Source organism: Stygiolobus sp. CP850M, from assembly GCF_037389425.1.
In the GTDB taxonomy this organism is placed as follows: Archaea; Thermoproteota; Thermoprotei_A; order Sulfolobales; family Sulfolobaceae; genus Stygiolobus.
In genome coordinates this window covers 1-26632 of the sequence record NZ_JBBHKR010000082.1, presented here as the reverse complement: position 1 = coordinate 26632, position 26632 = coordinate 1, and the positions used below count along the sequence as shown (strand labels likewise).

Sequence of the window (26632 nt, the reverse complement as noted above, 5' to 3'; positions counted from 1 at the left end):
CATCAACTCTCTAAAATTTTCATAGCTTCTTTGAAGAACTCATCAGCGGCTTTTTTCGCTTCCTCTTCAGATTTGCCCATGATTTCCTCAGTTCTCTGAATTTCTTCCGCTATGAATTTTAAATTCTCTATAACTCCTTCCTTAGATAATTTTTCTATTATAACTCCAGCATGTACCATTACGTAATCTCCAGGTTTAACGTTATCCACACCTATTGCAACCTTCTTTATAGTCCCTCCGCCTAAATCTACTTCAGCTATCACGTCTGAATCAATAGCTACTACCTTTGCAGGAACTGCCCAACACATCTTATTTCACCTCCGAAACAATTTTAGTAATTCTTTCCGTAGAGCCGAATCTGGCCCAAACTGCACACGCTCCTTCCATGGACACCATACACGGCCCCCAAGGCATTGCAGGAGTACAAGCTTTCATAAACATAGGACAGTCTGTAGGGTAGGCAATACCTAAGGTTACCTCATTACATCTGCATCCAGGAGGCAAATCGTAATCCCACGGCTTTTCTTTTATTCCTAATTGTTCCCTTGCGTTATACATGGAATACTCCTCTCTTAAATCCAAACCGCTCTTCGGTACGGTACCTATACCTCTCCATATGGCATCGACTGGTTTGAAGACCTTATTTATTTCAACTTGCGCAAACACGTTTCCTTGATATTTTACTACTCTTTTGTATTCTAGGTTAGTGTAAGTTATATCTCCTGAATGCAAGTCTTGGAGTATTTTTAGAACTCCAGCTAAGACATCTATTGGTTCGAAACCAGTGACTACTGCTGGTATTTTATATTCCCTAGGGAAAAAGTCCCAGCTAATGGCACCAATTATGCTAGAAACATGACCTGGACCAATAACTCCAGAAACAGGTACTAGACCTTTGCTCTTGTGTGACCTAACAGCAAATTCAGCTGCCGGTGCTGTAAGTTTTAACGAAGAATAAAAGAGCAAGTTTTTAGGAACCTTTTCTTTCTCAAACAATACTGCATAGCTAGGAGTAGTAGTTTCGAATCCTATACCGAAAAATATTGATGGCTTTCCTGACTTTTTAGCATCTTCTATTGCGTCAACAAAGCTGTAAACTATTCTTACATCAGCCCCTAAAGCTCTGGCAGCTGCTAAACTCCCTACCTCATCTTTCTTATAATGTTTCACTGTAGGTAACTTGAAAACATCCCCAAAAGTATAAACTGTGTAACCCTCCATGGCCAATTTTATTACGTTCTCAATGTCACTGGACGGAGTAACACAAACTGGGCACCCCGGTCCTGGTATTAACTCTACTGTTTCCGGCATGAGAGCTCTTAACCCATAATGAGTTGTAACCCATTCGTGTGACCCACAAAAATTCATTATCTTAATTTTTTCTCTGCCAATTTCTTTGGAAACTATCGGAGCTAATTTATGAATTAGTTCTGTAATAGATTTTGCAAGTTCACCATTTTCTCTAAATAGAGCATCAATCTGTTTAGGTAACTCCATTTTTACCACCGAATTATTGATTTTCCATCTTTAAAAATCTTAATTATAAATGCATTTATACTCTCCATTTCAGCCCTTAATGACTGTACTGTTTTTGAGATCTCCTCATAACTGCCCCTATAGTAAATAGATATTAGAAATCTTGGATTTGCGTCATTAATTCTTGTAAAGCTGACCAGAGTATAGTTCCTATCTTCAACCCTACCTCTAGATATATTGAAACCTCTAACATCCCAATCTTCGATCTTTGGCAAATTCAAGTCTAAATTCTTTTCATAATTTACGTTTAATTCCGCATAATCGACTCCAATATTTCCACTCTCTCTTAAGGCTCTAACTAACTCTCCTGCAGACAACTGAAAGTTTCCGAACTCATGAGATACGACAGTAAAAGTCCTTGGTTGATAATATATGTCAGCAAAGTTCTTCTTAGCAAAACTGCCGTCTTCCAGCGGTATTATAACGTATCCAGTAGCACCGCTTAATCTTATCTGGCAGACTGAATATCCAAGTCCGGCTAACCTTCCTGCCATAGCGTATAAATCCGGTTCATTATTCAGCCTAACTGTAAAATATCCTGTAAATCCTGAAGCGCTTATTTCACTCATATATTATCACCTCATCACCTTTTACTTCTACATGACAAGTTTTCAAATCTCTCTTTGCAGGCCCGTCCACTACTTTCCCAGTTTTTATATCGAAAACACTACCGTGCCACGGACACACTACCTTACCGTCATCGGTAAGGAATCCATCTTCTAAGGACAAGCCCGCATGAGAACAAAAAGCTTCAATTGCAAAAAAAGATCCCTTATAATTTATGACTAATACGGGTTTTCTCTCCCAAGGTTTTTGAGCAGGAAAGTAGAATTCTACCATAGACATTGGCGGAATTTCGTCTTTTTTTATAACTATTTTTTGTTGTGTAAGCATTTTAATCATCAACTATTACACACCGGAGTTATTATATGTTCTAGCTTCTTATTCTTCCCTTTAATTTCGAAGTGAGCAGCACATACTAGACATGGGTCGAAACTTCTTATTGCTCTAAGGAAATCATATCCTACCCACTGATCTGGTGGAACTTCTTCCATTATTTTTGTGTTTATCACTGACATTTCGAAAGCTCCTATTGCCTGCCCGTTAATGCACCATGGGCCATTGCAATTATTATCTCTTGGACTCACGTTAGCCGTAGTTGGAGCGTGATACTGATAGTTGGCTATGGTGTAATCCTTAACCACCATCCAATGCCTCACCGTACCTCTGGGCACTTCGTATTGACCAACGCCTAAAGAGAATGACGGCTGTTTCCACGGCCTAGAAGTTTGAGGGTTAGATTGACTCTTCATATAAACTTCTAGAGCATACTCTAGATTGTCCCATGCAGTAAATATTGCAGCAGCCATATCTACAGCTCTACCAAGAATTCTGGACAACGTAGTGGACTCGTCTGGCGGTAGCCATTCTACAGTCCAGGCCGGTCCTGCACCACTTGGTAAATCTGAAGGTAATTCAGATATTGTAGGTAACTCTATGGTTATTTGACCGTTCTTTACAATAGGACTATTTGGATGGTGATGTGCTACAGCGTGTAATCTTGCCCAAGGCCCTGTCTCATAAGCCCACATAGTACCATCTTTCCACACAAGTCTTGGTTCCGCATCCCAGCTGTACTTATCCATAAAGTTCGGAGCCATGGGATTAGGTATTGTAGTCTTATTCCATGGATGATACATGTATAAATTAACTCCATCAGAGTCTTGAAGTCCCCAAGCTAACGTATTTCCTATAGGGTCTGTTTCTGTGAACGGCGAAGTTATCTTAGCCCAATCGTGATAGAATGAAGAGTTAACGAACTCCAACTGGGCTACATTAAGATCTATAAAGCTCTTGCTCATTAATTCTCCGTTCCTAACTATTGTAGCTCTGAATACAGTTTGAGGTCCTTCATCGGCGGTATTTGCTAAACTATCATAATTCTTGTATATGTCTTGGTAATTATCTCCTAGATTACTGTAGAGTACTGGACTTTCGTAACCGTAACTGCTTATATATGTGGGCTTTGCATAAGTTAATCCTTGCGTCTCGTAGTCACAATTATTTATTAAGAAGTTTGCTAGATCCATCCACGCTGCTATAACTACTTTAGTCCACGCTGTTAATTTAGTTAGCCTATACATGTACTGTGTGAATAACGATTCTCCCACTGATAAATCTGTTCCAATTCCACCTGGAATTAACATTGGCGGATGGGAATGTCTTCCGTATATTAGAACTCCCGCTTCTCTAGCTATTATCTGGTATTTTACAGACTTTTGCCATAACCAACCGGTGAATGGATTCAGCGCAGTCATTATATCCGCTATTGTAGAAAATCCGTGAATATCTGAGTATTCTGCTTGTGTCTGTTGTGCCGCCTGCCAGCAAGATGGATAGTATTGTTGCATTACCTCAGCAGAAAAGTCTGGTCCTTCTAGCACGTTCAATATGATAGAATGGTCATAAATCATATCTGTCATCGCATAAGCTAAGTTCCTTAGAGCTTGACCTAATGGATACGGTACTGCACCTAAAGCCATATCGTTTGCTCTAACTGACGCGTTAGCGTGTGCTGCACCACAGACTCCGCAACTTCTCGAAGTTATATGAACTGCATCTGGTGGTTGTCTTCCTCTTAGGAATACCTCGAATCCTCTGAACATTGTAACGTATGTGTATGCTTGATTATTTATGACTTGACGTGTGTTTGGATCTACAGTTGCAGTCAAACCTAAATGACCAGCAACCCTTGAAATTGGATCTATTTTCATATTTAAGGGATTAGACATGTGTATTCACCTTATTTATAAGATACGGGAAATAAGAAAGAAAAAACGTAAAATCACTTTTTAATCACCTTTATTCTATCTGCTAATAGCTCTATAATATGATTAATCTTAGCGTTAGCGTGGTAATAGTCTATGGAAAATCCTATACTCTCTATGCAAACAGGACAACCGGTTAGCACCTCCGAAGCTTTTACCTTATTTATTTCATCAACCTTGATCTTACCCGCCTTAATTAACGGCTCTAGAGTCGAGTCCAAGAACTTCTTGTCCTTCTCGCTTATTGGTATACCTATAGTCTTAGCCATATTCTCAATCATCGGAGCTAATCCGCAACCTCCTCCGCCTCTGCTACAACAGAAGCTATTGACACCGTGGCTCGGTAACTCCCTGAACTTCTTCGATAAAGCTCTCATTAAAACTCTGGGAGGTTCAAATACTCCTCCTCTCCTTCCCAATTGACATGGGTCATGCCAAGTTATCACCTCGTCTACAGGCTCTATCTCGAACTCCTTCTCCTCATACCACTTCGCAAGCAATTCCGTAACGTGAACCACTTCGTACTTCGGTCTCACTTTAAGGACCTCATGCATCGTATACCTTAGCGATGGGTACTCGAATCCTCCCGCAGTAAGCACAACATACTTTGGAGACATCTCAATGAAATAAGCATAAACCCTCTTCATTACAGTCAACGCTCCTTCCTTATCTCCTATTACTAACCCTACTGGAGGTCTTATGCCCAAAGGTTTGGACATGAAGGTCCAATCCTTGCCCAACATGTCCAATATCTTCGCGGTCTTGATCAACACGCTAGGGTATACCATCGCTTCATAGATGCTCGCGTAAAACAGCACCTCTGAGTTCTTCTTGTCCAGCGGAACGTCTTTCCCTATTGCCTCCTTCATTTTCGATATCAGATTGCTCCACGCGTCCCTAAACACTGGAATGTCCCAATATTTGCCTGAAACCTCCAATTGTACTAGGTTAGCGTATATCTCCGGAGTTAACCCGGCTTTAAACGAAACCTGCCTCAGTAGGTCTATAAGCGCGCCGCTATCAATACCCATAGGACATACGAACATACAAGCTCCGCAATTAGTGCAGTGCCATACATAATCTGCCATAGTTTCAGCTTCTTCTAAGCTAAGGTACTTCTTGCTTCCTCCAATTATCCTTCCAATAGTTTTTCCCCAGACTGTAAATCTAGGCCTATATAACTGCCTTGCTATTTCTGCCTTGTTTACTGGAGAGTATTCTAGAGAGGTCGGCGTAAATGGGCATGCTGCCTCACATGCCTTACAGTTCACGCATGATTGTAAATAGTATAGAATTGTAGAATTCATCTGAGAGTAGAATACGTCATCAATAGCTCTCTTTAATGCTTCTAAGTTAATTGTTTCTTGTTCCATTACTACCATTTATTTCTCACCCCTCCTATATACCATGAAGTACCATTCTCTTACCTTACCCAAGTAAAATTCGAACATATGGAATCCTCTTGTGAAAGGTAATGTTGCTATTATTATCTCAGCGACTAGTATATGCGCTCCAAGTAAGTTATCGTACCAATAGACGTTATTAGGCGTGTGTGCAGTGGCGAAAAATCCTAGCAATACGTCGATGTACAGCAAAACGAAGAACCACCAGTCACCTGCCCTTAGAGATAATCTTTCCGCGGCCACTAGTAGCTTATGGCCTAGATGAACTCCTAAGAAAATTATTAGGAAGAATGTTAAGAATTGTCCATTTAGTATAACCGTTAATGGACCCCATATATCATTAACGAACAGCGTAGTTGAGGCGTGATTTGGTGTGGTTAATGCTAATAGTCCATCCTCAGAGCTTTCCGGAATTGCCAAGGGAAATAACGCACTGTATGGAGGAATATAATAAGCCCAAAATACCATGTGCTGGGCTAGTAAGAATATTATCAAGACTAAGGCGATATGGAACAATAAACCTACACCAGTAGTAACGGGCTTCCTTTTTATTCCAACCCTGCTGGAATTTGCAAAAGTGTTTACCAGAGCTGCTATTTTATGCCCACTACTCACTTGCCTTAGTTCAGAACTTGGATAAGGAATGAAAGGTTTTTGATAAGTCGCTAAATATCTGAATACCCTATACGAAGCCCCTAAGAAGAAAAAGAACACTGTTGGAACGAAGAGATCTAAAGCTAATGGATATAACGAATTACCTACTGGGTATGTGGCGTAAGGGATCTGCATTATGTTCCCCTTAATTTTCCTTTTTGAACCATCTTTTTCTCTGCTATGCCTGCAGCTGCACCTATTACAATACCTCCTGCTATTAATCCAGCAGTTGTAAGCGTTGAAGATGGTACTGGGACTTGTAACGGCTTATAGAAAGGTTCATATAAATCAGTGAACCCTGGCATTGTACAGCCTATACAGACTGCACCAGTCCTTGTAGGCCCACCTATTCCTCCTACCCAACCGTATTTATTCCATGGGCAATTCGATACTGGCCCTTTACATCCTACTTCAAATAGGCAGGCTGAAGTAGGTTGGCCTGGCTGTGTTCTAAAGTCTCCTGCAGCATACCAAGCGGCTCTAGGACACTGCTCATGTACAGTATATTTAAAGAAGTATAACGGCCTCCAGTACTGGTCTAATTCAGGAAGAGGAGCTAATCCACCTGCCCATAGTACTAGGTTTGCTAAAGTTCTCATTATTCCGTTACCGTTTGCAGGACAGCCTGGAACAGCTATTGCTGGCTTAACCGAAGCTGAGGGTGAAGGAGTTATGTCCAAATAAGCATTAGGATTCTTTACAAATGTATAGAATGGTGCAGCTCCGGCTTGTGCGTTTAAGTAGTTATCTTCATAAAATCTACTTAATAATCCTTTATATCCTCTTAAAGGATCGTCGAAAAAGCCAATAGCTCCAGTGGGAGACGGAGACCAAGAAGGAGTTATAAACTTTGGCGGGGGTTGGTAAACCTTATCGGCTATTAATCCCCCATAAGATGCACAATTACCTACTGTTAATACTGCAACAGCGTTAGGTAATAATTCTGCTACCCATTGGTTTAACGTCTTTGGTCCCAGCATTCCGAAATATCCAGGGTTATTTGGGTTGTATTGTTGTGCAGTATGTTCGTCTGGAAAACTACCCTCTATTACAAGAACGTATGGATTGTAATTCCCAGCTATTACGTCTTTTAAAATTTGTACTGCTTGCTCACCTTGTTGTGGCATAATAGATGGCCAGAAAGATATTTTAACACTTCCAGGACCTACTAACGGGCTCGCTCCAAATAATACTTCCGCTACTGAAGGATCGGTAGCTTGTATGATTGCAGTTGTATTTCCTTCACAAGCTTGAGCTTCGAACCATACTATGTTCACATCGCCATTTTTTATCATATTGACTGCTTTAGCAACAGCCTTATCCCATTCCGGAGCAGTAAGCATTGTTGCAGTTACTGCTAGCTTAAGAAAATCTCTTCTGGATATTTTGAATGACATATAGTATTCTATTAACCGACTCTACTTAATTACTTTTTCCTACGAAAGTCCTTGTAACATAAAATTAACTAAGTTAAAGACTAGAAATAATAAGACATTGATTTTATTATTGTTATAATTTTTGTTTTGGTGATTAATTATGATAGAGAATATCTCTGATACACTAATAACTTTTTTTTTTAATTTTTATCTCATACTTAGTCATATGAGCGACATAGATATTAAGATTAATGAGTACAAAAGGCTAATTAAAATTGAACCGACTAACGCATGGCATCACTTTCATTTAGGAGAGGCATTAGAAGAGAAGGGCGAACTAAATGAGGCTATAGAGGAATACTCAAAAGCCGTAGAACTAGATCCGACTTTTCCAGATTTTCATTTTAAGAAGGCAGAAGTTCTACTAAAACTATCTAAGTTCCAGGAGGCGCTACAAGTATACGATAACGCTATAAGAAAAGATCCTAAGAACGCACACCTTTACCATTACTTTAAAGGAGAGATTTATGAAAAATTAGGTAAATATGAAGAGGCATTAAAAGAATATAATAGGGCAATAGAATGGTCTCCTAATAACTCTTGGTATAGACAAGCGAAGATATACCTTTTGGAGAAAATGAATAAACTGGAAGACGCCCTCAAAGAGGTAGAGGAGTTGATTAAGATAGACAGTTCAGCCGTTAATCTAGAATTGAAAAATGAGATCTTGGTTAAGCTAAAGAATAACAACGACATTAAAGTTTAATTTATTAATTTTCTACTTTTTCTGTTAAATTTTTAATAGTTCTTTTCATTATCTATCTTCATGTCTTTTGAAGTAATACTGAAGGTAAGGAGGTATTCTAAATAAAAAGGAAGTTGGTGCCAAGAATATAAATTAAACGTGGATAAATTCACTACCGTTGTAGAGGCATTAAGGAGAATAAAAACCGAACAAGATCCTATGTTTTACTATGAATATTTTCTATTAGACTTATTTATGGTCGTTAATGATAAGACGCTATACGCTCTTTAGCTATAAAAAGGTAGCATAAGATCTTCTAGAGAAGAAAAATAGGAATAATAATTTATACTATAATACGTAAAATAGCTTATGCATGAGTGGTCTGTCGCAGATGCTGTCATTAGAACAGTAATAGATTGGGCAGACGGCAAAAAGATAAAGGTTAGGAAAGTAGTTTTGGGCGTCCCTTCATTCTCTTTTCTCGACGTAGAAATTCTAAAAGAGGCTTTCAATATGATGAAAAAAGACTCAGTTCTAGATGAGGCGGAGTTAGAAGTGAAGTTTAAGGAACCTAAATTTAAATGTAAAAACTGCGGTAAGGAATTTTCTCTTAACGAAGTTAAGGATCAAATAGACAGCGTTAGGTCTGAATTCGGAGAAGAATATCCAATGCATTTCATGCCCGCATTGGCTCCTTCTTTCATAAAATGTCCTTATTGCGGATCTCACGATATTGCTCTTGAGTCACAAGATATGACAATTGACGAAATCCAGGTGGAGGAGAATGGAACCGTTAAGACAGTTAGCCAAGGATAAACTTTCAGGGAAGAAAGTATACGCAGTTATGAGCGCTAAGGGAGGAGTAGGTAAGAGCATAATATCTTCACTACTAGCCCTAACAATGGGACGGACTACTTTAATAGACTTAGATATTCATACAATGGCAATATCTAAGCTTTTCGGACTAGAAGGTATGTTGCATGAGGTCACTAAGAATGGTATTGAACCGTTCGAAGTTAAAACTGTAAAAATAGTAAGTTTAAGTGGAATAGTAAAAGATAATTACGTGGTATTACCGGGGGGAAATCAATCATCTATCATGGAATCTCTAGTAGCTTATTCACATATTGACACCCAAACTGTGATTTTTGACCTTCCCCCCGGATTAGGAGACGAGATTTTAGTACTAGAAAGAATCTCGAATTTCACTCCTATAGTTGTAACCACACCTTCAAAAGTTTCGAAAAAGGTTGTAGATTACTTGATACGGTATTTGAGAGAAAGAGGGAAGGAACCTAAAGTCTTGGTAAACTTGGCGTACATAGACTGCGGCGGAAAGGTTGTAAAGCCTTTTGGTGAATATGATGGTTTTGGACTTCCTATAGATCCTAGCATTGAGGACTACATTGGAAGAATACAAGATTATGAAGGAATAGTAAAGGAAAAACTAAAAGAATTCATTTTAAGTTTATAACTTAAAAGATAATTAATTTCATTAGATATTAGTATATTGTTATAATTTAATGTTAAGATCTTATTTGTGAATATTACTAACTCCTCCCGCCAGCGAAGGTTTCCTTCTCATCTTTCCCACCATCGATTTGTCAGTCAAGGTAACCAGGGAGCCCTCAAGGAGGATCATTGCATAGCTCAAGTCCTTTTGGGACATCACTGGTTCCTCCTCTCACAGTCGAGCTGGAGAGAAGCGTCACTAAAAGAAATTTAGAAAAAAGAGGTATTTAAACACGGGCTACCCTAGCGAGGCTTTCCACCCCTCTTAGTAATCCTTATTAATTGTTTAAGGAAATATAATATATGGACTATTGTACGGCGCTTAAAGAAGTATTAAAACATAACATAATTTGGATAGAAGCTCAATCTTGTTCAGGAGAGACAGTGATGATATTAAGATCTGGTTGTGAAGGCTTAGAGGAGCTTTTCTTTCATTCTTCTCCAGTAAAGTTTGTCTCACTAGTTAGCGAGGAAAAATCAGGGAAAGAAATGTTGGAAAGTATACTGAATATGAACGATTTCGTCTTAGTGATTGAAGGAGCAATACCTACTAACGATTCCCTTTGCACATTCGGAGGATATCCTTGCACTCAAGTCATAAAACTTTTAGCTGAGAAGGCAAATAGCGTAGTTGCAGTCGGCTCTTGTGCAGTAAATGGAGGAATACTTAGAGAAACTGGAAGCAAAGGAGTTAAAGAAATACTTACAGATAAGAAAGTTTTAGAAGTTCCGGGCTGTCCCGCATCACCTCAAATGATAGTCGCAATGGTTTATTCCGCCTTAGGTGAAAGGTATGGATCTTGATCTAGATCCTATCAGTAGGATAGAAGGCCATTTAGGAGTTCACGTTAAAGTTGAAAATGGAGAATACATTGATGCCAAAGTTGGAGTGTCAATGTACAGAGGGTTCGAGAATTTACTCAAAGGTAAAGATCTCCATTTAGCACCTAATATTGCAGGAAAAATTTGCGGAGTTTGTGGTGCAACACACACTCTAGTTTCTACCGAAGCGCTAGAAATGACCTCAGGAATTTATCCTTCTGTTCAAGCTATAAAATACAGAAATATAGCTTATTCCTTAGCTGATCTGATGTATAATAATATAACAGTAACCTTTCTGTTCCAAGCTATCGATTATTCGACCGAAATAGTTAGTAAATATACACCGAGCGTTTATGATAAAGCTAAAGATACAAGTTGTGAGTTTAAAGATATTCACGGATATCCTAAGATTTCGTCAATTCTAGATAACTTATATTTTGGCAAGGAAATATACAGAACAGCTTTTCGCCTTCAGACTACACTTAGGGATCTTGCAACAGTTATATGGTTAAGATATCCCCAACCCCTTAGCCTCAAGCCTGGATCTATAACTATTAAAGATCCATCCGTAGTAGAGAAAGTTAAGAAATTTATGAAGGAAGATAAAAGTATAGAGAAACTTTTTTACATAATGGCGGATCTAAGAGAATTCTTTACTGAATATAAGAAAATAGAAGACACTTATGTTACATACGGACTTCTAGAGAGTGAAGAATATGATGCCGATTATGAGAAAATGGACGAATGGGCATCAAAAAGAGAGTTTCCACCGGCATTAATAATAAATGGCGAAATAGTTGAGAACAGACTTTCCAAGATTTTATTAGGAGTAAGAGTTTACGTAGACAATACTCCATATGATGAGTGGGATAGAGAATACGAAAAAGATGAACTTGGAAACGACATTGATAGAAGGCATCCATGGAATAAGGAAACTAAACTCAAGGACAAAATAATAATAAAAAATTTCGTTCCTACAGTAAGGCAGTATTATAATGGCAGGGATTACATGCCTACCACTGGAGATATAGCAAGACTTTATGCCTATAGACTAATGAGAGGCAAAATAAGAGCCTTAGGTTATGAGTGGGAACCTCGAGGTAATAACGTAATTGAAAGAACTTTCGCACGAATGTTCACAGTTGCTTATTTGAAGGAGTACTTACAACAAGTGGAAATAGATAAATCTGACCTTAATCCAAGAAAGGGCAAAAGAGAGTATAAGTTAGCGGTAGGTGCCCACGATGCTCCAAGAGGTGCTAATGCCCATTGGTTGGTTACTGATGGAAATAAAATTCTTAGATATCAAATAATAACTCCTACCGACAGAAATTTCAGTCCAAATGGCGGTCCGGTAGAAAGGTCAATAATAGGCCAAAAAGTTACTGAAATAGAAATTTCAGGCCTCGATGCTTTAAGAATTATAAGGAGTTTTGATCCGTGCTCTGCTTGTGCAGTTCATCTAGAATATAAGAATAACATACTAAAACTTATAGTTTGAAACTCTCTTCTAGAATGTAAATAATTCTTTTAAATTATTTATAATACTTGATATACTAAGATATTTCTCGTCTCTTTTTATTATTTTGATTGTAGTATCAATTTATACTATGCAAAACTTTCTTTGGTTCATGTTGAAATTCTTAGTGTTAGCTATTATTACACCAGTAAGCATAACGTTACCTATTGATAGAATCGTTGACGGTACCTTTATTAATTCCTTGGTTTTAGTACTAATTTCAGCTTTTATTTGATAAGCCATATAACCTCGTCCAGCCTTACCTTAAGAGAAAGCCATCTCAAATAATTATCGTGCAAGATTTGAGACTTATCAGTATTAAGAGAAGAAAAAGTTTTAGATTTATGAAGTTCTCATTTCTTTCGTCCCTATCTATGAATACGTTTACTCCTTTGTCGCTTATTTCACTGCTTACAGTTAACTTACTCCTTAAGCCTTGTGCTACGATTCCTATTTGAGATAAAATATTGATATCTTGAGCTTCTAATGCACTTGGTACATATAGTATTTCAGCGTCTTTTTGATCAACGCTTAATCCAGCAGATTTTGCATTATTTTTCCCACTGCGTTTTATCTATTCCCATAGCATTAGCCTAGTAAACGCCGAAATAGGAGACTATGTCTCAGTGCATGTAGGTTATGCTATAAAGGTTATAAATGAAGAAGACGTTAAGAATGAGCTTAAAAACTTCATAAAATCATTAAAATAGGCAATGAAAGACTACTATTATGAAAGCTTATAGAATACTTATCTCCGGCATCGTGCAAGGTGTAGGTTTTAGACCATTCATATATAGAATAGCGGTAAAATCTAATGTTTATGGTTATGTAAAAAATTTGGGTGGAAGCGAAGTAGAAGTTAAGATAATAGGCAGAGAAGAAAACATAGGCAACTTCTTTTCCTTGCTTTTCTCTAAAATTCCACCACCGGCTAAAATTGAAAAAATATTGATAGAGGAAGATAATATCCAAGACATTCACGAGTTTAAAATCTTGCCTAGTGGCAACGTAGTAAATGAACCTAGTCAAATACCTCCAGACCTATCAATATGTGACGATTGTTTAAGAGAGATTTTAGATCCTAAGGATAGACGATATAAATATCCCTTCAATAGTTGTGCCTATTGCGGACCAAGATATTCAATGCTTTATAAAATTCCTTATGATAGAGAGAGCACTGCTATGAGAGATTTTCCCTTGTGCGATAAATGTAAGGCAGAATACGAAGATCCTGAAAACGAGAGACGATTCGACGCACAAGGAATAAGTTGTCCAATTTGTGGTCCCAAAGTTTTCCTTTCTACAACTGATGGAGAAATAATAAAAGACAAAGATCCCATAGCTACAGCCGCGAAGCTTATTGAGGAAGGGTATATTTTGGCAATAAAAGGAATAGGAGGTTTTCACATTGCGGCTAACCCATTTGACGATGACGTTGTAATAAAACTAAGAGAAAGGAAAAACAGACCTCAACAACCTTTTGCACTAATGGCCTTATCCGTAAATGTTATTAAAAAATACGCTGAAGTAAGCCAATTGGAAGAGGAATTACTAAAATCCTTAGAGAGACCTATAGTATTGCTCAAGAAAAAGGAGGATTCAGAAATTTCCAAGTACGTTTCTCCTTACCTAGATAGAGAAGGATTCTTCTTATATTATACTGGATTACATTATTTACTACTCGATAATCTTAAGGAAAAAATATCAATAATGACGAGCGGAAATAAGCACGGCTTACCAATGTGTACTGATGAGGAATGCGTGAAAACTAAGTTAAAGGGAGTTGTGGATTATGTTTTATATCATAATAGAAAAATTGTAAATAGAGTTGACGACAGCGTGATAAGAATATCTGCTGGGAGAATTATGTTCCTCAGGAGGAGCAGAGGATATGCCCCTACATGGATAAGAATTAAGAAAAAATTGAGAAAAGTTGCAGTAGCAGTTGGCGCCGAACTCCAAAACGTTGGTGCTGTAGCTTTTGACGATAAGGTTACTCTTACTCAATACATAGGTGACACCGACGAGCTAAATACTCTTGAAGACCTGGAAAAATATATAAAGTTCTTCTTAAATACCTACCATCTAACTCCTGAAGTTATAGTAGCAGATAAGAATCCAGCATATCAAAGCACTAGACTCGCATCAAAACTTTCAGAAGAATACTCAGCAGAACTGGTACAAGTGCAACATCACTTAGCTCACGGACTAAGCGCCATGGCTGAGTATGGTCTTCACGACGCTATAGGAATAATAATTGATGGCATAGGTTACGGAGACGACGGTAACGGATGGGGCGGAGAGGTAATCAACATAAAAGATCACGGAGAAAAATATTCAAGAGAATATCATTTAAAATACGTACCTTATACTGGCGGAGACATAAATTCGTTAAAACCTGATAGAATGCTAGCACTATTTCTCTCAACATTTATGGATTGGAACGAAATTCAAAATTATGTCAAATTAAATGATATAGAACTAAAAGTATTAGAGTATCAAACGAGGAAAAACAGATTATTTACCTCAAGTACTGGGAGATTTTTAGACTCAGTCTCGGCGTTACTAGATATTTGTCATTATAGAACTTACGAGGGAGAACCGGCAATAAAGCTTGAAGCCTTTGCAAGAAATGGTAAGTTACTAGATTTCGAATTTCCAATAACTAATAACGAAATAGACACAACGGCGGCATTTAAGTGGATTATTGAAAACGGAATTCAAGATAAGCCAAGTATCGCGTATACTTTACAATACAAATTAGGAAAAGCGTTAGTTCAAGCTGCTTTGAAACTTAATCCAGAAAAAATAGTAGTATCTGGTGGAGCGTCAGTTAATGAATATATACTGAAAGGTATGATGGAAAATTCAGAAGGAGTCGAAATACTTACACAATCTAAAGTATCACCTGGAGATGGAGGAATAGCATTGGGACAAGTTTATTACATCAGTGAGGAAAAATGAAAGTCGTAATAGGAGTAGAGAAAATGTTTTTATGAAAGACGATGATTGCGGAAGCTTTATAACCTAAGCGTTAGACGGGTTAATTCCAATAGATGTTAAAGACTTGGGAATGGGAAGTTTATCTATCATAGATGATATTAAGGGATTATGATGAAATAATCATTATTGATGCAGCGGATATAGATAGTGACGTAGAAGTTTTTGAAATAAAAACTGAATTAGAAGATGAAATTCCTCGAGCAGTGATTTCAATGTCGTTAGGCGGCCCTCACTCCATGTCTATGAGAGATATACTCACAATCTTAAATTCTGATGGTAAAAATAGAAAAATAATTGTAATAGGCTGCAAGTCAAAGGAAATCGATGTAGGATATGGTTTAAGCGAAGAAATGATTAAAAACGGAATAAAAGTAATAGAAAAAATGGAAGAATTTATAGACTTTAACGTTGACGAGGCTAAGAAACGGTTTCTTACTATTATATGAGAAATCACAAGCCAATATTGAGGTAATAAACTTAGAGAAAACGAATAACATTTATATTCTATTTGAAATTACTTTGATTATACTAGCCAAAGTCTTTACTTCACGTAGGTTCATTCTTTCCTCATGAAAGCAATCAGTATGCAATTTCCATGCGGCTTTCCAGATATCTTTTAGCTCAACTTTCTTTTTAACGACTTTAAACAAAAGTTCAGATTCCCAATAATTTTTTGCGTTTACCTGATTTAGTATTTCACTCATATTATCTACAATAGCTATATACTTTAGAAAATCCTCTGTGGCTTTGTAATATTTTTCACAAGCATCAACTAAATCTCCCTTATTCAAAAACTCATCAGCCTCCTCCAAATATATTTCTGCTGAGGTTCTAATTAACATCAAGTAGTATATTTGCCTACTTACCTTAAAATAAATAATGGAGATCGGCAACCTAGGATTGCAAAAATAAGAGTTACGGTTAAGATGGACAATTCATGATATCGCAAAGCCTTTATGATTGATTTTCTTCGGTACGCTGGATTACTCTAACCCCTACATTAAACATTTGTTTAATTACGTATTCAACTAGCCTGATATTTACACCTTTCTGGCCTATGAAGCCTCCGGACTCTTCCTTTAATCTCACTACGAGCTCGTTACCTTGAAAATCTACACTATCAACGTGCTTAACTACCCAAGGTAAAGGATGCACCGCACTTATTATATCCTTAAAGTCTAGTTTTAACTCCACTACCCTAACCTTCATCTTAGTATCGCTCTCTATTCCGTTAATCCTTTCTCCGCTTTTACCTATTAGTCTATCCTCGTTGCCTTCCTTTACTACTATCAATGCGTCTGGGACGTGCTCTGAGGTTATATTAAGCTTTTTCTTTTCTTCTGAGAATTCAACGACAGTTATTATATCAGCATCTGGAGCTAGTAAGTGCGTTAAGTAATTCCTCATAGCCATTACTTATAGGTTTAATTGACTCAAGCATTTGATAATTTTTGAAGAAGGATTTTTGAGGTTAACTCATTGTGCACGTTTCCCCGTGCACTCGTGAATTTCGATCATCGTGCACGTATCCCCGTGCACTCCCGATTAATAACTTGTGTGGAGAAATATTTAAGCTTACACGTGTTTGATTTCTTTTTTACTCGTAGTTGAATTCTTTAAATAATGATTAAAAATGAGATTTACATAGCAATTGATGAGGCGGGAAATCCAAATGATGAAAAACCGTTTATAATTTCAGCAGTTTTAATTAACGATATAAACTGTTACCTAAATTTATACGGGGAAGCATTAAAGGATGTACAAAGGCTCACGGGCAAGAATATAAAATATTTTAAATGGTCGGAAGATTCACCTAAACAATTCAAGTTAGGAAAGGACGTTAAAGGAATTTTTGTAAACAAGGTATTAAAGAACCTGACGGGAATCTCCTTAATTATAAGGAAAGTAAATGAAACAAAATTAAGTAACTGCTCGGCGAAAATTTACGGAGAGATATTGGGCTTACATTTAAGGAAATACGTAGCAAGCAAGAGCGTCTTTGTTCATTATGATAGAACTCCGATATTAAGAGAAAGCGATAAACAATACGTTGTCATTAATTTTCCTAAATGGACTCTAGCTAAAGTCCTTGGAGTCGATTTCACCGGACATGATAAATGCAAATTAATTCATTCGGCAGATTATATCTCAGGTATAGTAAGAGAGCATGTAATGAAGGATGAACTTAAAGAAGAATATAGACAAAAAGTGGAAGAATATTTTAATGTTGTAATCAAAAATTTCAAAATAAAGGAGGTAAACATTAAAGATTGTGAGTAGTCAGAGAGAGTGACGTAGTATTTATCATAACTTATAAATTTAAGATATCATAATTAACTATGTCATCCGCGGGCGGGAAATACCTCTTTGAAGTCCGGTAACTCATGTTTTCATAAGTAGCGTCATATTCGTAGGGTTCTAATAAACCGTAAGTTACGAAGTCCTCACCTATGTCCTTGTACATACCGGCGAAAAACTCTCTCAGCTCTTTTGCTACATAAAGTAGTTTCTCAATATCCCCTTTTATACCTTTTATGCCTTCCTTATTTTATTGACCGGCGTTATGGTCTCTGATCTCAAGATCTCCTGCCCGTAGTGAAACATGTTGCGGATATCTCAACCACATCAAGGTAGCCATCTCTCTGATCTTAGTCCGGACTTTCAGGGCTATCTTGTACACTTCCCCGCTGAAGTAGAGCTGTTGCATCAAGTCTGAGACCCTAACGTAACCGTGTCTATCCTTTACAATAGTTTTCCCTCGCCTTATTGAACAAGGAAGGGTTATGGCGGAATACTACGTTCGAAGAAAAATCTATAGCCTCAAACATAAATGCTACTACTACGTTATTATACATTTAAGATTATTCTTCATATACGTTATAATTTCTCCTAGCCAGCTCTTCTTTCAGTTTAGTCTTGACTATCTCTACATCTCCTACATACATTATTAAATTACAGAAGATTTTCTCTATCTGAGAATACATGAAGTCATTAATTTTACAAGCTTCCTCAAATCCCAATTTTATAAGAAGTTCCCAGACCTCAAATTCCTTTCATCTACCCACGCAGTAAGTATTTTCACACCTTCGAGCCTTTTTATTGCCTCGTTAAAGAGAACATATATTAACCCCTTACCCCTGAACTCTTTGTCCACTGCATAGGCTATTTCCGCAACATGAAATTGTCTATCAGGACCGAAATATCTACCACGTGATGCTTGGAAAAAGCCCACAACTGTAGAGCCATTATATGCTAAGATCATAATGGTACTTTTTCCCCAAGATTTAGACCATTCAATGATCCGTTGTTCATCGATCTTACTATATCTTGTTAATGTATAATTGTCAGGGTCTCGGGAGAGTCTATTTATGAAATCCAGGTAGTCGTTAACTCTTTCATTTGACCCTTCTGTTATGTGTAGTAACTTACCATCTATTTCTATTTTCATGTCTCTACTAACAACTATGGCAACATATTTTAAACTTTGTAGCTATACCTCGCTATCCCTGCTTTATTCTCCATTTAAACGGTCCATAAGGAGTTGACTTAAGGATGCTTACCGTGCTCTGGAAAGTGTGGAGTAGATTTTAAAAAAGACTTTTAGTTATTCAGAACTCCACCTTTCTATTATTTCTTTGTTGTCTAGGACTAACATTAACTTACTCATGTTAGCCAAAGACCTCTCATGGGCTTGTTTGTCTGCCGAGGATACTGCTTCTCTAGCTATTACTGGTAAGAATCCTAAGGCTTGGGCGTGCCTCGCTGATGTTTCTACGCCGATATCCGTAGCGATTCCCGTGAAAACAATGACGTTGATTCCGGCATTTCTCATCATGAGTTCGAAGTTAGTCCCTACGAATATGGAAGCAGTGTTCTTGTTCAGTACTATGTCATTCTCCTTAGGATATACCTCTTTAACTATGTCGCCCGGATCAAATCTCCTCCTCAAGTACGGGGGCTGAAACCTCTCAGGTAAGGGTGTTATCTTAGTGTAAACTATTGGTACGTTATATTGCCTAGCAGAGTCGATTAACTCTTTAAGTTTGGCAAGAAACTCATCTCTGTTAAATATCGAGTTAACCAGGGCTTCTTGAACATCCCATACTACTAGAACGGAGTTCTTCCTAGTTATGAACTTTTTTACTTCGTCTTTGTTATACCAAGCCATAAACCCATATATTGATTATAGGTAAAAAGTTTATCACCAAACAAAATGACGAACTGTTAAACAAAGCTCGTACACGAATGTAATTAAGATTAGAAATTGAAGGAGGTTAATACTCATGGATTTCCTCGTTTCCCGCTTTGTCACTATTCATCGCAAGGACTGTTACCGATTTCTTCATCCTATCGGACAAACTTGTGTATATAGCTTCCGCTCTTGTCTCGTCGGTCTCGATATCCTTCTCCCTACAGTCCTCATAGAATTACTGCCTATTTTTAAGAGTTGTGTGATACTCGTTAACATTTAATGCTTAATGTACGAATAATGGTTATGGAACTGAAACTTCCTCCCAGAATTAAAGTGCTTGAGGCACTTGGAGCTATTGCTGATGGTAGAGTTGAAAAGACAGAGGAGGGTTGTAAGGTAGTCTCTTCCGAGAGGGATAAACAGTACGAGGTGAAGATCAAGGGACAAGTGGTCTACAGTGACGATAACGGGACAAGGTTTAGGGGATACATAGGTTACCCTATTATATCCTGCCTTATGTTAAACGGTGCCCTCCCTTTTGACGATAAGTATGCAAATGCGTTAAAGGGTATACCATGGAAGAGGCTCAACGAGGAGTACAAGAATTACGCTAGAGTAGAGGAAATAGTGTTTAAGGTAAGTGAAGAGAGAGGTGTTAAGAGGGAGGAACTGGAGAAATTTGTAGACCACGTTATGAATAAACTCAAGACTCTTCATCTCCGTCGTTAACAACTGCACTTATTTTCCTCTTTAAGTCATCCTCGACCTCATCCTCTCTGAGGACTTTTATAGCGTAGCCAGCATGTACTAACACCTAGTCACCTTCTTTAGCGCCTACTAAAGAGAGCGAAATGTTCCTCTTAACGCCTCCGAAGTCCACAATTCCTTCTTCTCCCTGCTTTTTCACCACTTTTCCCACAAAAGCCATGTGGTAGGGGTCATATTCCGTAAGTAAATTATCTCAGAAGAGAGGATCAAAATATTGTCTCTCTAAACACTTATTTAAGCCAAATGATTAAATAATTATCATGGACAAAATAGATAAACGCATTATTATTGAGTTAGATCTCCTTTTAAATGAGTGAATATCTATGATAGCTTACAGATCTCTTCTTTATGTTGAATATTTTCTTATGATCCATTGTATTAAGAAAAAGAATTTTAAGGTAATAAAAAATAAAAACTACCTAAGCTATTTTTGCGGAGTCGTTCTGTTTAAATTTATTCACTTTTTCTTCATAAGATTTAAGTAGATTATCTATAGTTAATACTCCTAAATATTTACCGTCCTTTACTACACAGACCCATCTACTTCTAAGTCTAGCCATTATATCCCAGCAGTCTTCAAAGGTAGATTCTGGTCTAACATATGGTACTCCTCTAACTACATATTTCCCTACAATATCATTACTGTTAGCTTTCTCTAAGTCCTTCAAATATACTGCCCCTACGAATCTATCATTATCATCTGTAACGGGTAAACTCAAGAAATTGTTTTCCATCATCTTAGATAAAGCTAAGCTTACTTTATCGTTTATCTTTACTCTAATGTCAGAAAGTTGAGCATCGCTTACCTTCAATATTTGTAATAATGGTATTTCATATTCAAGTTTATGTGCTGGTGAATCTCTTCTAGTAGGAACTTGAGCTTGATAAATTGTGTAATTTCCTGAAACTAAGTAGGAAAGAGCTACGGCTATCATAGTTCCGGGCAAGAGCTGTAAACTCCCTGTCATCTCAGTGACCATTACTATTACTGATAGAGGTACTTTTCCTGCAGCACCGAAAAATGACGCCATTCCTATTATAACAAAAGGTGCTATTGTAGGAACTATGTTCGGGAAGATATGATTAAAAATAAGACCTAAATCAGCCCCTACGAAAGCTCCTATGAAAAGCCCTGGTGCAAATACTCCTCCACTACCTCCTGAACCTATTGAAAAGGAGGTAGCTAATATCTTTAATAAGGGAAGTAAAGCAAGAAGTAATATAGTAGGTAAAAAGGGAGAGTAAAAAGCGTTAGTCTTTTCGTACTCAATTAAATTTATCCAACCATAACCCGTGCTTATTACTTCAGGCGCTACTAACGCTATACTTCCCGTTATTAGTGCCCCTAGTACTGGTTTAAAGTAATTACTTATCTTTAACTTTTTGAAAAATGAGTGTACACCGTAAAACAGTTTAACATAAAGTATTGCTACGAGTCCATTAACTATTCCCAATACAGCATATAAGGGTAATCTAAGTGGACTAAATGATTCTGAGTAATAACCGAAAACTGGTGTAAAACCGTAAATTGATCCAAATATTACATAGCCTACTGCTGAAGCTATTAAAGAAGGATATAGTATTTCAGGTTCAAGGTCTCTCCTATATAATATTTCTGCAGATAATAATGCTCCGCCTATAGGAGTCTTAAAAATAGTTCCTATCCCTGCTCCAATACCTACAGCTACCATTTTTCTTCTATCCTCGGGAGGGAGTTTTAATAAATCAGCCAGAATAGAACCTATTCCTGCTGAGAATTGAGCTGTAGGTCCTTCTCTTCCAGCACTCCCTCCAGAGCCTATAGTTATTGCTGATGCTATGATCTTCACTGGTACTACTACCCACCTTATCTTACCTTGGTAATAATGATAAGCTCTTATTGCTGCATCTGTCCCATGACCTTCAGCCTCAGGTGCAAATGTATAAACTATAAGTCCCGAAAGTAGACCACCTATAGCCACTGAGACTGGAATTAGATAATAATTTCCAGGGTGAAAAGTAAAAGAAAGATTCCCTCCTTCCCCTAAAGGTTCTGGATAAGAAACACCTATAAATCTATGTATGAAGATGAATTCAAATATATGTAATAAAGAATAAAATATTGTAGCAGCTATACCTGCTACGACACCTGCTATAACACCTAGAATAAACCACTTTTCAAAGTAATTTAGTCGTTCGAAATAGCTCATAACAATCTTTAACAATTTAGGTTTAAAAAATTACACTTGATTATCAGAATCTTTCATATTATCGTCGTTAAGCTGTTATTTTGCATAAATAGTTACGGATTAGGAAAACACTTATTAGATAAGACCCTTCACGTCCCACTTGTAATACATGGTGATTGCGTAAACCTTTAAATGGAAGTGGCTAGACAAGGACTTTGGTAAGGAGTTTTAGCAAATTTCTTCTGTTCATCATCACTCTTAAGAGGTAAGGAAGAGGGAGTTAATGGGTATATATTCCAGAAACTGGTATATAGAAAGGGAGTTTATATAGCTCTAATCCCTCCTGAAGCTATATTGATAGAATTTACTGCTTCTTACACTCTAGCAGACGATGTATGTGAAACATTATTAGATGTCAATAGTATAGTTAGTGAAATTGGAAGTATCGAATTAGTAAATGAGTGGAGAAGAAAACAATTAGAATATACATGGCTTCTAACCCTTATGGGTAAATATGAGAGCTTAATATAATTTATAACTGGATTACGCGAGGGTAAAATGGATATTACAACTGGTTTAAAACCGAAGAATTTTCAGTAGGTAGGAAAAACGTTTATGTTTCTCTCGCTAAGATAATTACGTCTCCTAGCCTTGAGAAGGCATGGGTCCCCTTATCGATTTTAGACTACATTCCTCATTTGAGGAACAGTCGAGAGCATCTCTGACCTCTCCAGTTTAAGTTCATAATTGCAATAACGTCCCTATCTCGTAATCACAATACGTGCAAAGAAAGTACCCATAACCGACTTCCACCATCTTTTTTCCGCATCTAGGACATAATGTGTAGGAATAATTGAATTAAAATACCATAATTAAATCTTAAACTGGGTTAATTTATTCCCTCTCATCTTATCTATAATGACAAATATTATCCTCGGAAGAGAAAAGTATGTTATGAGGCTTGAAATAGTTCTTAGAGGAAGAGGTGGCATGGGGGTAGTAACTGCTGGTGAAATACTCGTTAAGGCTGCTGTCCTTGAAGGTAAGTATGGCCAGTCCATCCCCTCCTATGGCGGAGAAAGAAGAGGAGCTCCGGTAACTTCTTACGTTCGCCTCTCAGATGAGCCGATATACATACACAGAGAGGTTTACAACGCTGATCTTATCGGGGTATTAGACCCCTCACTCTTTAAGGTTATGAATCCTCTCGAGGGTTTGAAGGAAGACGGGATCTTGGCCATAAACACCAAGACTCCACAGAAGTTGTGGAAAAAGACCTTCTATCTAGATGCAGTGGAAATCGCTGAAAAGCTGAACCTTATCATTGCGGGATGGAGGTTAGTTAACATTCCTATGGTAGGGGCAATAGCGAGAATAACTGGAATGATATCATTGGATGCAATTGAAGAGGCTGTAAAAGAAGAGTTCGAAGGTAAGTTAGGTGAAACGAACGCAGAGGCGGCTAAACTAGGTTATGAGATGGTGAGGGAGGTATGATCAGCTATCCAATTCCCTTAGGAAGACCGAAAGTAGGTGCAGCGGGACTTACCGGGCATTGGAGGGTAATAAAACCCGTAATCCACTACGACAAATGCACTAAATGCAGGCTCTGTGTAATTTACTGCCCTGAAAACACAATAGACCTTTTGGAGGGATTTGACGTGAGGATAGACTATGATTATTGTAAGGGATGCGGAGTATGTGCACAAATATGTCCTCAAAAAGCCATCGAGATGGTTCCGGAGGTGAAATGAAGATGATGACCGTGACAAAACACGTAACTGCAATGGTAGGTAACCACGCAGTAGCTTATGCAGTAAAACAAGCTAAACCGCAAGTCTTAGCAGTTTTCCCAATAACCCCTCAGACTACGATGCTCGAGAAATTAGCAGAGTATATAGAAAAAGGAGAGCTCAAGGCAGAGTTAATAAAGGTTGAAGGCGAACACTCTGCACTATCAGCTGTTTACGGTGCAGCTGTAGCTGGAGCTAGGGTTTTTACGGCAACGTCCTCTCAAGGTCTGTTATACATGACCGAGATGATTTACTGGGCTGGAGGTGAAAGGGTTCCTATCGTTAATGCTGTAGCTACTAGGGCTTTAGCTGAACCTTGGTCAATATGGGATGATCACCAGGATTTCTTCAGCAAGAGAGATGCGTCTTGGATCATGATGATGGCGGAAAACGTTCAGGAAGCCTACGATATGACGTTACAAGCCTTCAGGATAAGCGAAGACAAGAGGGTATTACTCCCAGTGATGATGGGCTTCGACGGATTTATCTTAACCCATACGATGGAGAGATTGGAAATCCTCGAAGATGAGACTGTTAATAAGTTCCTACCTCCTAGGGAATTCAATCTGATAGATTTTAACGATCCAGTCAACGTAGGCCCCATCGCAGCCCCGGACGATTACATGAGAATTAAGTTCGAGACTATGAAGGCAATGGAAGGGAGTAAGGAAGTCATCGAGGAGATAAGTAAGGAGTACGAGGAGATAAGCGGTAGGAAACAGTTTGGCTTAGTTGAGTGCTATATGTGCGATGATGCGGAATATGTGTTCACAACGGTTGGTGCATGGACTGGGGATGCTAGAGAAGCCGTGAGGAGGATGAGGAGCCAAGGAAAGAAAGTGGGCTTACTAAAGATAAGAGTGGTAAGACCCTTCCCCCGGGAGAGGATCAAGAATGTGTTGAAAGGAGTTCATGGTGTGGTAGTATTTGACAGGGAGTATTCCTACGGTATCGGAGGAATTTTAGCTACGGAGGTCAAAGCTACCCTCTACAATAGCGGAATCGATGTTTATAGTGTAATAGCAGGTATAGGAGGGAAAGATGTAAGACCACTTCACTTCCAAAAGGTAATGGAAGACGTGTTGAACGGTTACAAATTTGATGAGAGGTGGTTAAATGAGTGAGGAGTTAATTCCCGATTATATTAAACAAAAGAAAGTGATCAGACAACAAAACTTCTTCAGGGGAAACGCCGCTTGTCCAGGATGTCCTATACCGAAGGAACTCGACCTACTATTAGAAGTAATGGGTAAGAAAACAGTATTAGTAGTTCCTGCCTCATGTTCAACAGTGATCATGGGAGATATCCACGGCTCTCCTTCACCGGTACCGGTAGTCCACAGTGCCTTTGCATCAGCTGCAGCCATAGCTAGTGGTTTATCAAGGCAGTTGAGGATAAGGGGAGAAGATGCCAAAGTAGTGGTTTGGGCTGGAGACGGTGCTACGGGAGATATAGGCTTTGCTGCTGTCAGCGGAGCGGCGGAGAGAAACGAGGACATACTTTACGTATGTTATGATAACGAGGCTTTCATGAATACCGGCATACAAAGGTCATCATTAACACCCTTCGGAGCCTGGACTACAACTACTCCAGCCGGTAAGAGGGAGTTTAAGAAACCAGTGCCCTTTATTATGATGGAGCACAAGATACCTTACGTGGCTACAGCTTCAATTGCCTACCCGTTTGATTATCAAGCTAAGTTGAGAAAAGCAAAGAACATGCAGGGGTTCAGGTACATACATTTACTCTCTCCGTGTCCCCCAGGGTGGAGGTTCGACAGTAGTTTGACTATCGAAGTTGCTAAACTTGCTGTGGAAACTGGAGTGTGGCCGTTATTTGAGGTTGTTAATGGCGAGTTTTCGTTAACGGGAGTAAGTAAGACCTTTCTTGATAAGTCTAAGAGGAAACCGGTAGAGGAATACTTGAAATTGCAGGGAAGATTTGCAAAGATGAGTGAAGAGGAGATTAAAGTGTTCCAAGAAGCCGTTGATTTAATGTGGGAATACATAAAGGAATTAGTAAAAAGGTAACATAGTTTAATGAAGTTTATTTCTTTTTACTAATTTAATTATAGAAAGATTTTCTTAACCTGAACATAAAAGGAATAGTTATAGTTTTATGGCACTTTTTGAGCAAAAGATAATATCTCTGACATCCTTCCGAGTAATGTCGATGAATTCATAATGATTAAAAGGCGTTCATAAAAATTAGTTCAATTGCTAGAACTTGCAATAAATGCTATAAGTCCTACAGTTTTCACATCATCTTCTTAACCTTTCTCAGTGTTACAATAATAATTGAATTTGAAAATA

Annotated in this window: 31 protein-coding genes and 1 pseudogene; 15 read left to right on the top strand and 17 right to left on the bottom strand. The window is 38.1% G+C overall.

What is annotated here, in order from left to right; genetic code table 11:
• Window positions 1–2: 2 nt before the first annotated feature.
• From WIW89_RS10520 to WIW89_RS10485, 8 genes are read right to left on the bottom strand one after another with little or no spacing between them, the layout of a single operon-like run.
• On the bottom strand, window positions 3–308 hold the full coding sequence (locus tag WIW89_RS10520; RefSeq protein ID WP_337702149.1) for a HypC/HybG/HupF family hydrogenase formation chaperone: 306 nt from the start codon (window positions 306–308) through the stop codon (window positions 3–5).
• Window position 309: 1 nt separating this feature from the next.
• Window positions 310–1497 (bottom strand): hydrogenase formation protein HypD, encoded by a 1188-nt coding sequence (gene hypD / locus WIW89_RS10515; protein WP_337720731.1) that lies wholly within the window; start codon window positions 1495–1497, stop codon window positions 310–312.
• A 2-nt stretch (window positions 1498–1499) separates the two neighbouring features.
• A complete protein-coding gene (locus tag WIW89_RS10510) occupies window positions 1500–2105 on the bottom strand; it encodes a hypothetical protein (protein WP_337720730.1) in 606 nt (201 codons plus the stop codon).
• Window positions 2098–2430, bottom strand: coding sequence for a Rieske (2Fe-2S) protein (locus tag WIW89_RS10505; protein WP_337720729.1), 333 nt, complete (start codon window positions 2428–2430; stop codon window positions 2098–2100). Before WIW89_RS10505 ends, WIW89_RS10510 begins: the two co-directional genes overlap by 8 nt.
• A gap of 8 nt (window positions 2431–2438) precedes the next feature.
• Window positions 2439–4328 (bottom strand): nickel-dependent hydrogenase large subunit, encoded by a 1890-nt coding sequence (locus WIW89_RS10500; protein WP_337720728.1) that lies wholly within the window; start codon window positions 4326–4328, stop codon window positions 2439–2441.
• A gap of 53 nt (window positions 4329–4381) precedes the next feature.
• Window positions 4382–5746: a (Fe-S)-binding protein gene (locus WIW89_RS10495; RefSeq protein WP_337720727.1), complete on the bottom strand. Its 1365-nt coding sequence runs from the start codon at window positions 5744–5746 to the stop codon at window positions 4382–4384.
• Window positions 5747–6556: a hypothetical protein gene (locus tag WIW89_RS10490; protein ID WP_337720726.1), complete on the bottom strand. Its 810-nt coding sequence runs from the start codon at window positions 6554–6556 to the stop codon at window positions 5747–5749.
• The gene (locus WIW89_RS10485; protein ID WP_337720725.1) at window positions 6556–7818 is read right to left on the bottom strand and encodes a hyaluronate lyase; all 1263 of its coding nucleotides are present in this window, start codon (window positions 7816–7818) and stop codon (window positions 6556–6558) included. Before WIW89_RS10485 ends, WIW89_RS10490 begins: the two co-directional genes overlap by 1 nt.
• 205 nt (window positions 7819–8023) lie before the next feature.
• On the opposite strand from WIW89_RS10485, the gene WIW89_RS10480 reads away from it, so the two are divergent.
• The 6 genes and pseudogenes from WIW89_RS10480 (at window position 8024) to WIW89_RS10455 (ending at window position 12377) form a co-directional block, all read left to right on the top strand.
• Complete coding sequence (locus WIW89_RS10480) at window positions 8024–8563, top strand: tetratricopeptide repeat protein (protein WP_337720724.1); 540 nt, start codon at window positions 8024–8026, stop codon at window positions 8561–8563.
• 60 nt (window positions 8564–8623) lie between these two features.
• A pseudogene (locus WIW89_RS10475) lies at window positions 8624–8773 on the top strand (succinate dehydrogenase/fumarate reductase iron-sulfur subunit); the annotation flags it as partial.
• Between the two features lie 138 nt (window positions 8774–8911).
• A complete protein-coding gene (locus WIW89_RS10470) occupies window positions 8912–9358 on the top strand; it encodes a hydrogenase maturation nickel metallochaperone HypA/HybF (RefSeq protein ID WP_337720723.1) in 447 nt (148 codons plus the stop codon).
• Window positions 9327–10016, top strand: coding sequence for a P-loop NTPase (locus WIW89_RS10465; protein WP_337720722.1), 690 nt, complete (start codon window positions 9327–9329; stop codon window positions 10014–10016). The genes WIW89_RS10470 and WIW89_RS10465 overlap by 32 nt, the downstream gene beginning before the upstream one ends.
• A 341-nt stretch (window positions 10017–10357) precedes the next feature.
• Window positions 10358–10858, top strand: a complete 501-nt coding sequence (locus WIW89_RS10460) for a Ni,Fe-hydrogenase I small subunit (RefSeq protein WP_337720721.1) — start codon at window positions 10358–10360, stop codon at window positions 10856–10858.
• Window positions 10848–12377 carry a nickel-dependent hydrogenase large subunit gene (locus WIW89_RS10455; RefSeq protein WP_337720720.1) on the top strand — a complete coding sequence of 510 codons (1530 nt, stop codon included), beginning with the start codon at window positions 10848–10850 and terminating at the stop codon, window positions 12375–12377. The genes WIW89_RS10460 and WIW89_RS10455 overlap by 11 nt, the downstream gene beginning before the upstream one ends.
• Window positions 12378–12479: 102 nt before the next feature.
• Here WIW89_RS10455 and WIW89_RS10450 read toward each other — a convergent pair whose 3' ends face one another.
• Window positions 12480–12638, bottom strand: coding sequence for a hypothetical protein (locus WIW89_RS10450; protein ID WP_337720719.1), 159 nt, complete (start codon window positions 12636–12638; stop codon window positions 12480–12482).
• A 320-nt stretch (window positions 12639–12958) separates the two neighbouring features.
• Between WIW89_RS10450 and WIW89_RS10445 the strand changes: the two genes are divergently transcribed.
• The 3 genes from WIW89_RS10445 (at window position 12959) to WIW89_RS10435 (ending at window position 15844) form a co-directional block, all read left to right on the top strand.
• Window positions 12959–13105, top strand: a complete 147-nt coding sequence (locus tag WIW89_RS10445) for a HypC/HybG/HupF family hydrogenase formation chaperone (protein WP_337720803.1) — start codon at window positions 12959–12961, stop codon at window positions 13103–13105.
• 19 nt (window positions 13106–13124) lie between these two features.
• Window positions 13125–15359 carry a carbamoyltransferase HypF gene (gene hypF, locus WIW89_RS10440; protein ID WP_337720718.1) on the top strand — a complete coding sequence of 745 codons (2235 nt, stop codon included), beginning with the start codon at window positions 13125–13127 and terminating at the stop codon, window positions 15357–15359.
• A gap of 131 nt (window positions 15360–15490) precedes the next feature.
• The gene (locus tag WIW89_RS10435) at window positions 15491–15844 is read left to right on the top strand and encodes a hypothetical protein (RefSeq protein ID WP_337720717.1); all 354 of its coding nucleotides are present in this window, start codon (window positions 15491–15493) and stop codon (window positions 15842–15844) included.
• A 51-nt stretch (window positions 15845–15895) separates the two neighbouring features.
• Here the strand turns inward: WIW89_RS10435 and WIW89_RS10430 are convergent, their stop codons facing one another.
• Window positions 15896–16240 (bottom strand): PaREP1 family protein, encoded by a 345-nt coding sequence (locus WIW89_RS10430; protein ID WP_337720716.1) that lies wholly within the window; start codon window positions 16238–16240, stop codon window positions 15896–15898.
• 112 nt (window positions 16241–16352) lie between these two features.
• On the bottom strand, window positions 16353–16811 hold the full coding sequence (locus WIW89_RS10425) for a hypothetical protein (RefSeq protein WP_337702112.1): 459 nt from the start codon (window positions 16809–16811) through the stop codon (window positions 16353–16355).
• A 210-nt stretch (window positions 16812–17021) separates the two neighbouring features.
• Between WIW89_RS10425 and WIW89_RS10420 the strand changes: the two genes are divergently transcribed.
• Entirely contained in the window at window positions 17022–17678 is a 657-nt protein-coding gene (locus tag WIW89_RS10420) for a hypothetical protein (protein ID WP_337720715.1), read from the top strand.
• A 31-nt stretch (window positions 17679–17709) separates the two neighbouring features.
• On the opposite strand, the gene WIW89_RS10415 is transcribed toward WIW89_RS10420, so the two are convergent.
• From WIW89_RS10415 to WIW89_RS10395, 5 genes are all read right to left on the bottom strand, one after another.
• Window positions 17710–17862: a hypothetical protein gene (locus WIW89_RS10415; protein ID WP_337720714.1), complete on the bottom strand. Its 153-nt coding sequence runs from the start codon at window positions 17860–17862 to the stop codon at window positions 17710–17712.
• Window positions 17863–17946: 84 nt separating this feature from the next.
• Window positions 17947–18105 (bottom strand): hypothetical protein, encoded by a 159-nt coding sequence (locus tag WIW89_RS10410; RefSeq protein ID WP_337720713.1) that lies wholly within the window; start codon window positions 18103–18105, stop codon window positions 17947–17949.
• 154 nt (window positions 18106–18259) lie between these two features.
• Complete coding sequence (locus tag WIW89_RS10405) at window positions 18260–18418, bottom strand: hypothetical protein (protein WP_337720712.1); 159 nt, start codon at window positions 18416–18418, stop codon at window positions 18260–18262.
• Window positions 18419–18420: 2 nt separating this feature from the next.
• Window positions 18421–18846, bottom strand: a complete 426-nt coding sequence (locus WIW89_RS10400; RefSeq protein WP_337720711.1) for a GNAT family N-acetyltransferase — start codon at window positions 18844–18846, stop codon at window positions 18421–18423.
• 156 nt (window positions 18847–19002) lie between these two features.
• Complete coding sequence (locus WIW89_RS10395) at window positions 19003–19566, bottom strand: isochorismatase family cysteine hydrolase (protein WP_337707862.1); 564 nt, start codon at window positions 19564–19566, stop codon at window positions 19003–19005.
• A 327-nt stretch (window positions 19567–19893) separates the two neighbouring features.
• Between WIW89_RS10395 and WIW89_RS10390 the strand changes: the two genes are divergently transcribed.
• Window positions 19894–20319, top strand: a complete 426-nt coding sequence (locus WIW89_RS10390; protein ID WP_337720710.1) for a hypothetical protein — start codon at window positions 19894–19896, stop codon at window positions 20317–20319.
• Window positions 20320–20777: 458 nt separating this feature from the next.
• Here WIW89_RS10390 and WIW89_RS10385 read toward each other — a convergent pair whose 3' ends face one another.
• Entirely contained in the window at window positions 20778–22547 is a 1770-nt protein-coding gene (locus WIW89_RS10385) for a chloride channel protein (RefSeq protein WP_337720709.1), read from the bottom strand.
• Between the two features lie 897 nt (window positions 22548–23444).
• Between WIW89_RS10385 and WIW89_RS10380 the strand changes: the two genes are divergently transcribed.
• Genes WIW89_RS10380 through WIW89_RS10365 form a run of 4 tightly spaced genes read left to right on the top strand, consistent with a single transcriptional unit; the run spans window position 23445 to window position 26350 of the window.
• Window positions 23445–24023, top strand: a complete 579-nt coding sequence (locus tag WIW89_RS10380) for a 2-oxoacid:acceptor oxidoreductase family protein (RefSeq protein WP_337720708.1) — start codon at window positions 23445–23447, stop codon at window positions 24021–24023.
• A complete protein-coding gene (locus WIW89_RS10375) occupies window positions 24020–24280 on the top strand; it encodes a 4Fe-4S binding protein (RefSeq protein WP_337702095.1) in 261 nt (86 codons plus the stop codon). Before WIW89_RS10380 ends, WIW89_RS10375 begins: the two co-directional genes overlap by 4 nt.
• Before the next feature lie 2 nt (window positions 24281–24282).
• Window positions 24283–25443 (top strand): pyruvate ferredoxin oxidoreductase, encoded by a 1161-nt coding sequence (locus tag WIW89_RS10370; protein WP_337720707.1) that lies wholly within the window; start codon window positions 24283–24285, stop codon window positions 25441–25443.
• A complete protein-coding gene (locus tag WIW89_RS10365; RefSeq protein ID WP_337720706.1) occupies window positions 25436–26350 on the top strand; it encodes a 3-methyl-2-oxobutanoate dehydrogenase subunit beta in 915 nt (304 codons plus the stop codon). The genes WIW89_RS10370 and WIW89_RS10365 overlap by 8 nt, the downstream gene beginning before the upstream one ends.
• The last annotated feature ends 282 nt before the right edge of the window (window positions 26351–26632 follow it).

Excerpts from the sequence above, each read along its gene's own strand:
- WIW89_RS10520 (WP_337702149.1), bottom strand. The coding sequence starts at position 308 with ATGTGTTGGGCAGTTCCTGCAAAGGTAGTAGCTATTGATTCAGACGTG.
- hypD (WP_337720731.1), bottom strand. The coding sequence starts at position 1,497 with ATGGAGTTACCTAAACAGATTGATGCTCTATTTAGAGAAAATGGTGAA.
- WIW89_RS10510 (WP_337720730.1), bottom strand. The coding sequence starts at position 2,105 with ATGAGTGAAATAAGCGCTTCAGGATTTACAGGATATTTTACAGTTAGG.
- WIW89_RS10505 (WP_337720729.1), bottom strand. The coding sequence starts at position 2,430 with ATGCTTACACAACAAAAAATAGTTATAAAAAAAGACGAAATTCCGCCA.
- WIW89_RS10500 (WP_337720728.1), bottom strand. The coding sequence starts at position 4,328 with ATGTCTAATCCCTTAAATATGAAAATAGATCCAATTTCAAGGGTTGCT.
- WIW89_RS10495 (WP_337720727.1), bottom strand. The coding sequence starts at position 5,746 with ATGGTAGTAATGGAACAAGAAACAATTAACTTAGAAGCATTAAAGAGA.
- WIW89_RS10490 (WP_337720726.1), bottom strand. The coding sequence starts at position 6,556 with ATGCAGATCCCTTACGCCACATACCCAGTAGGTAATTCGTTATATCCA.
- WIW89_RS10485 (WP_337720725.1), bottom strand. The coding sequence starts at position 7,818 with ATGTCATTCAAAATATCCAGAAGAGATTTTCTTAAGCTAGCAGTAACT.
- WIW89_RS10480 (WP_337720724.1), top strand. The coding sequence starts at position 8,024 with ATGAGCGACATAGATATTAAGATTAATGAGTACAAAAGGCTAATTAAA.
- WIW89_RS10470 (WP_337720723.1), top strand. The coding sequence starts at position 8,912 with ATGCATGAGTGGTCTGTCGCAGATGCTGTCATTAGAACAGTAATAGAT.
- WIW89_RS10465 (WP_337720722.1), top strand. The coding sequence starts at position 9,327 with ATGGAACCGTTAAGACAGTTAGCCAAGGATAAACTTTCAGGGAAGAAA.
- WIW89_RS10460 (WP_337720721.1), top strand. The coding sequence starts at position 10,358 with ATGGACTATTGTACGGCGCTTAAAGAAGTATTAAAACATAACATAATT.
- WIW89_RS10455 (WP_337720720.1), top strand. The coding sequence starts at position 10,848 with ATGGATCTTGATCTAGATCCTATCAGTAGGATAGAAGGCCATTTAGGA.
- WIW89_RS10450 (WP_337720719.1), bottom strand. The coding sequence starts at position 12,638 with ATGGCTTATCAAATAAAAGCTGAAATTAGTACTAAAACCAAGGAATTA.
- hypF (WP_337720718.1), top strand. The coding sequence starts at position 13,125 with ATGAAAGCTTATAGAATACTTATCTCCGGCATCGTGCAAGGTGTAGGT.
- WIW89_RS10435 (WP_337720717.1), top strand. The coding sequence starts at position 15,491 with ATGATATTAAGGGATTATGATGAAATAATCATTATTGATGCAGCGGAT.
- WIW89_RS10430 (WP_337720716.1), bottom strand. The coding sequence starts at position 16,240 with ATGTTAATTAGAACCTCAGCAGAAATATATTTGGAGGAGGCTGATGAG.
- WIW89_RS10425 (WP_337702112.1), bottom strand. The coding sequence starts at position 16,811 with ATGGCTATGAGGAATTACTTAACGCACTTACTAGCTCCAGATGCTGAT.
- WIW89_RS10420 (WP_337720715.1), top strand. The coding sequence starts at position 17,022 with ATGATTAAAAATGAGATTTACATAGCAATTGATGAGGCGGGAAATCCA.
- WIW89_RS10415 (WP_337720714.1), bottom strand. The coding sequence starts at position 17,862 with ATGTACAAGGACATAGGTGAGGACTTCGTAACTTACGGTTTATTAGAA.
- WIW89_RS10410 (WP_337720713.1), bottom strand. The coding sequence starts at position 18,105 with ATGCAACAGCTCTACTTCAGCGGGGAAGTGTACAAGATAGCCCTGAAA.
- WIW89_RS10400 (WP_337720711.1), bottom strand. The coding sequence starts at position 18,846 with ATGAAAATAGAAATAGATGGTAAGTTACTACACATAACAGAAGGGTCA.
- WIW89_RS10395 (WP_337707862.1), bottom strand. The coding sequence starts at position 19,566 with ATGGCTTGGTATAACAAAGACGAAGTAAAAAAGTTCATAACTAGGAAG.
- WIW89_RS10390 (WP_337720710.1), top strand. The coding sequence starts at position 19,894 with ATGGAACTGAAACTTCCTCCCAGAATTAAAGTGCTTGAGGCACTTGGA.
- WIW89_RS10385 (WP_337720709.1), bottom strand. The coding sequence starts at position 22,547 with ATGAGCTATTTCGAACGACTAAATTACTTTGAAAAGTGGTTTATTCTA.
- WIW89_RS10380 (WP_337720708.1), top strand. The coding sequence starts at position 23,445 with ATGACAAATATTATCCTCGGAAGAGAAAAGTATGTTATGAGGCTTGAA.
- WIW89_RS10375 (WP_337702095.1), top strand. The coding sequence starts at position 24,020 with ATGATCAGCTATCCAATTCCCTTAGGAAGACCGAAAGTAGGTGCAGCG.
- WIW89_RS10370 (WP_337720707.1), top strand. The coding sequence starts at position 24,283 with ATGATGACCGTGACAAAACACGTAACTGCAATGGTAGGTAACCACGCA.
- WIW89_RS10365 (WP_337720706.1), top strand. The coding sequence starts at position 25,436 with ATGAGTGAGGAGTTAATTCCCGATTATATTAAACAAAAGAAAGTGATC.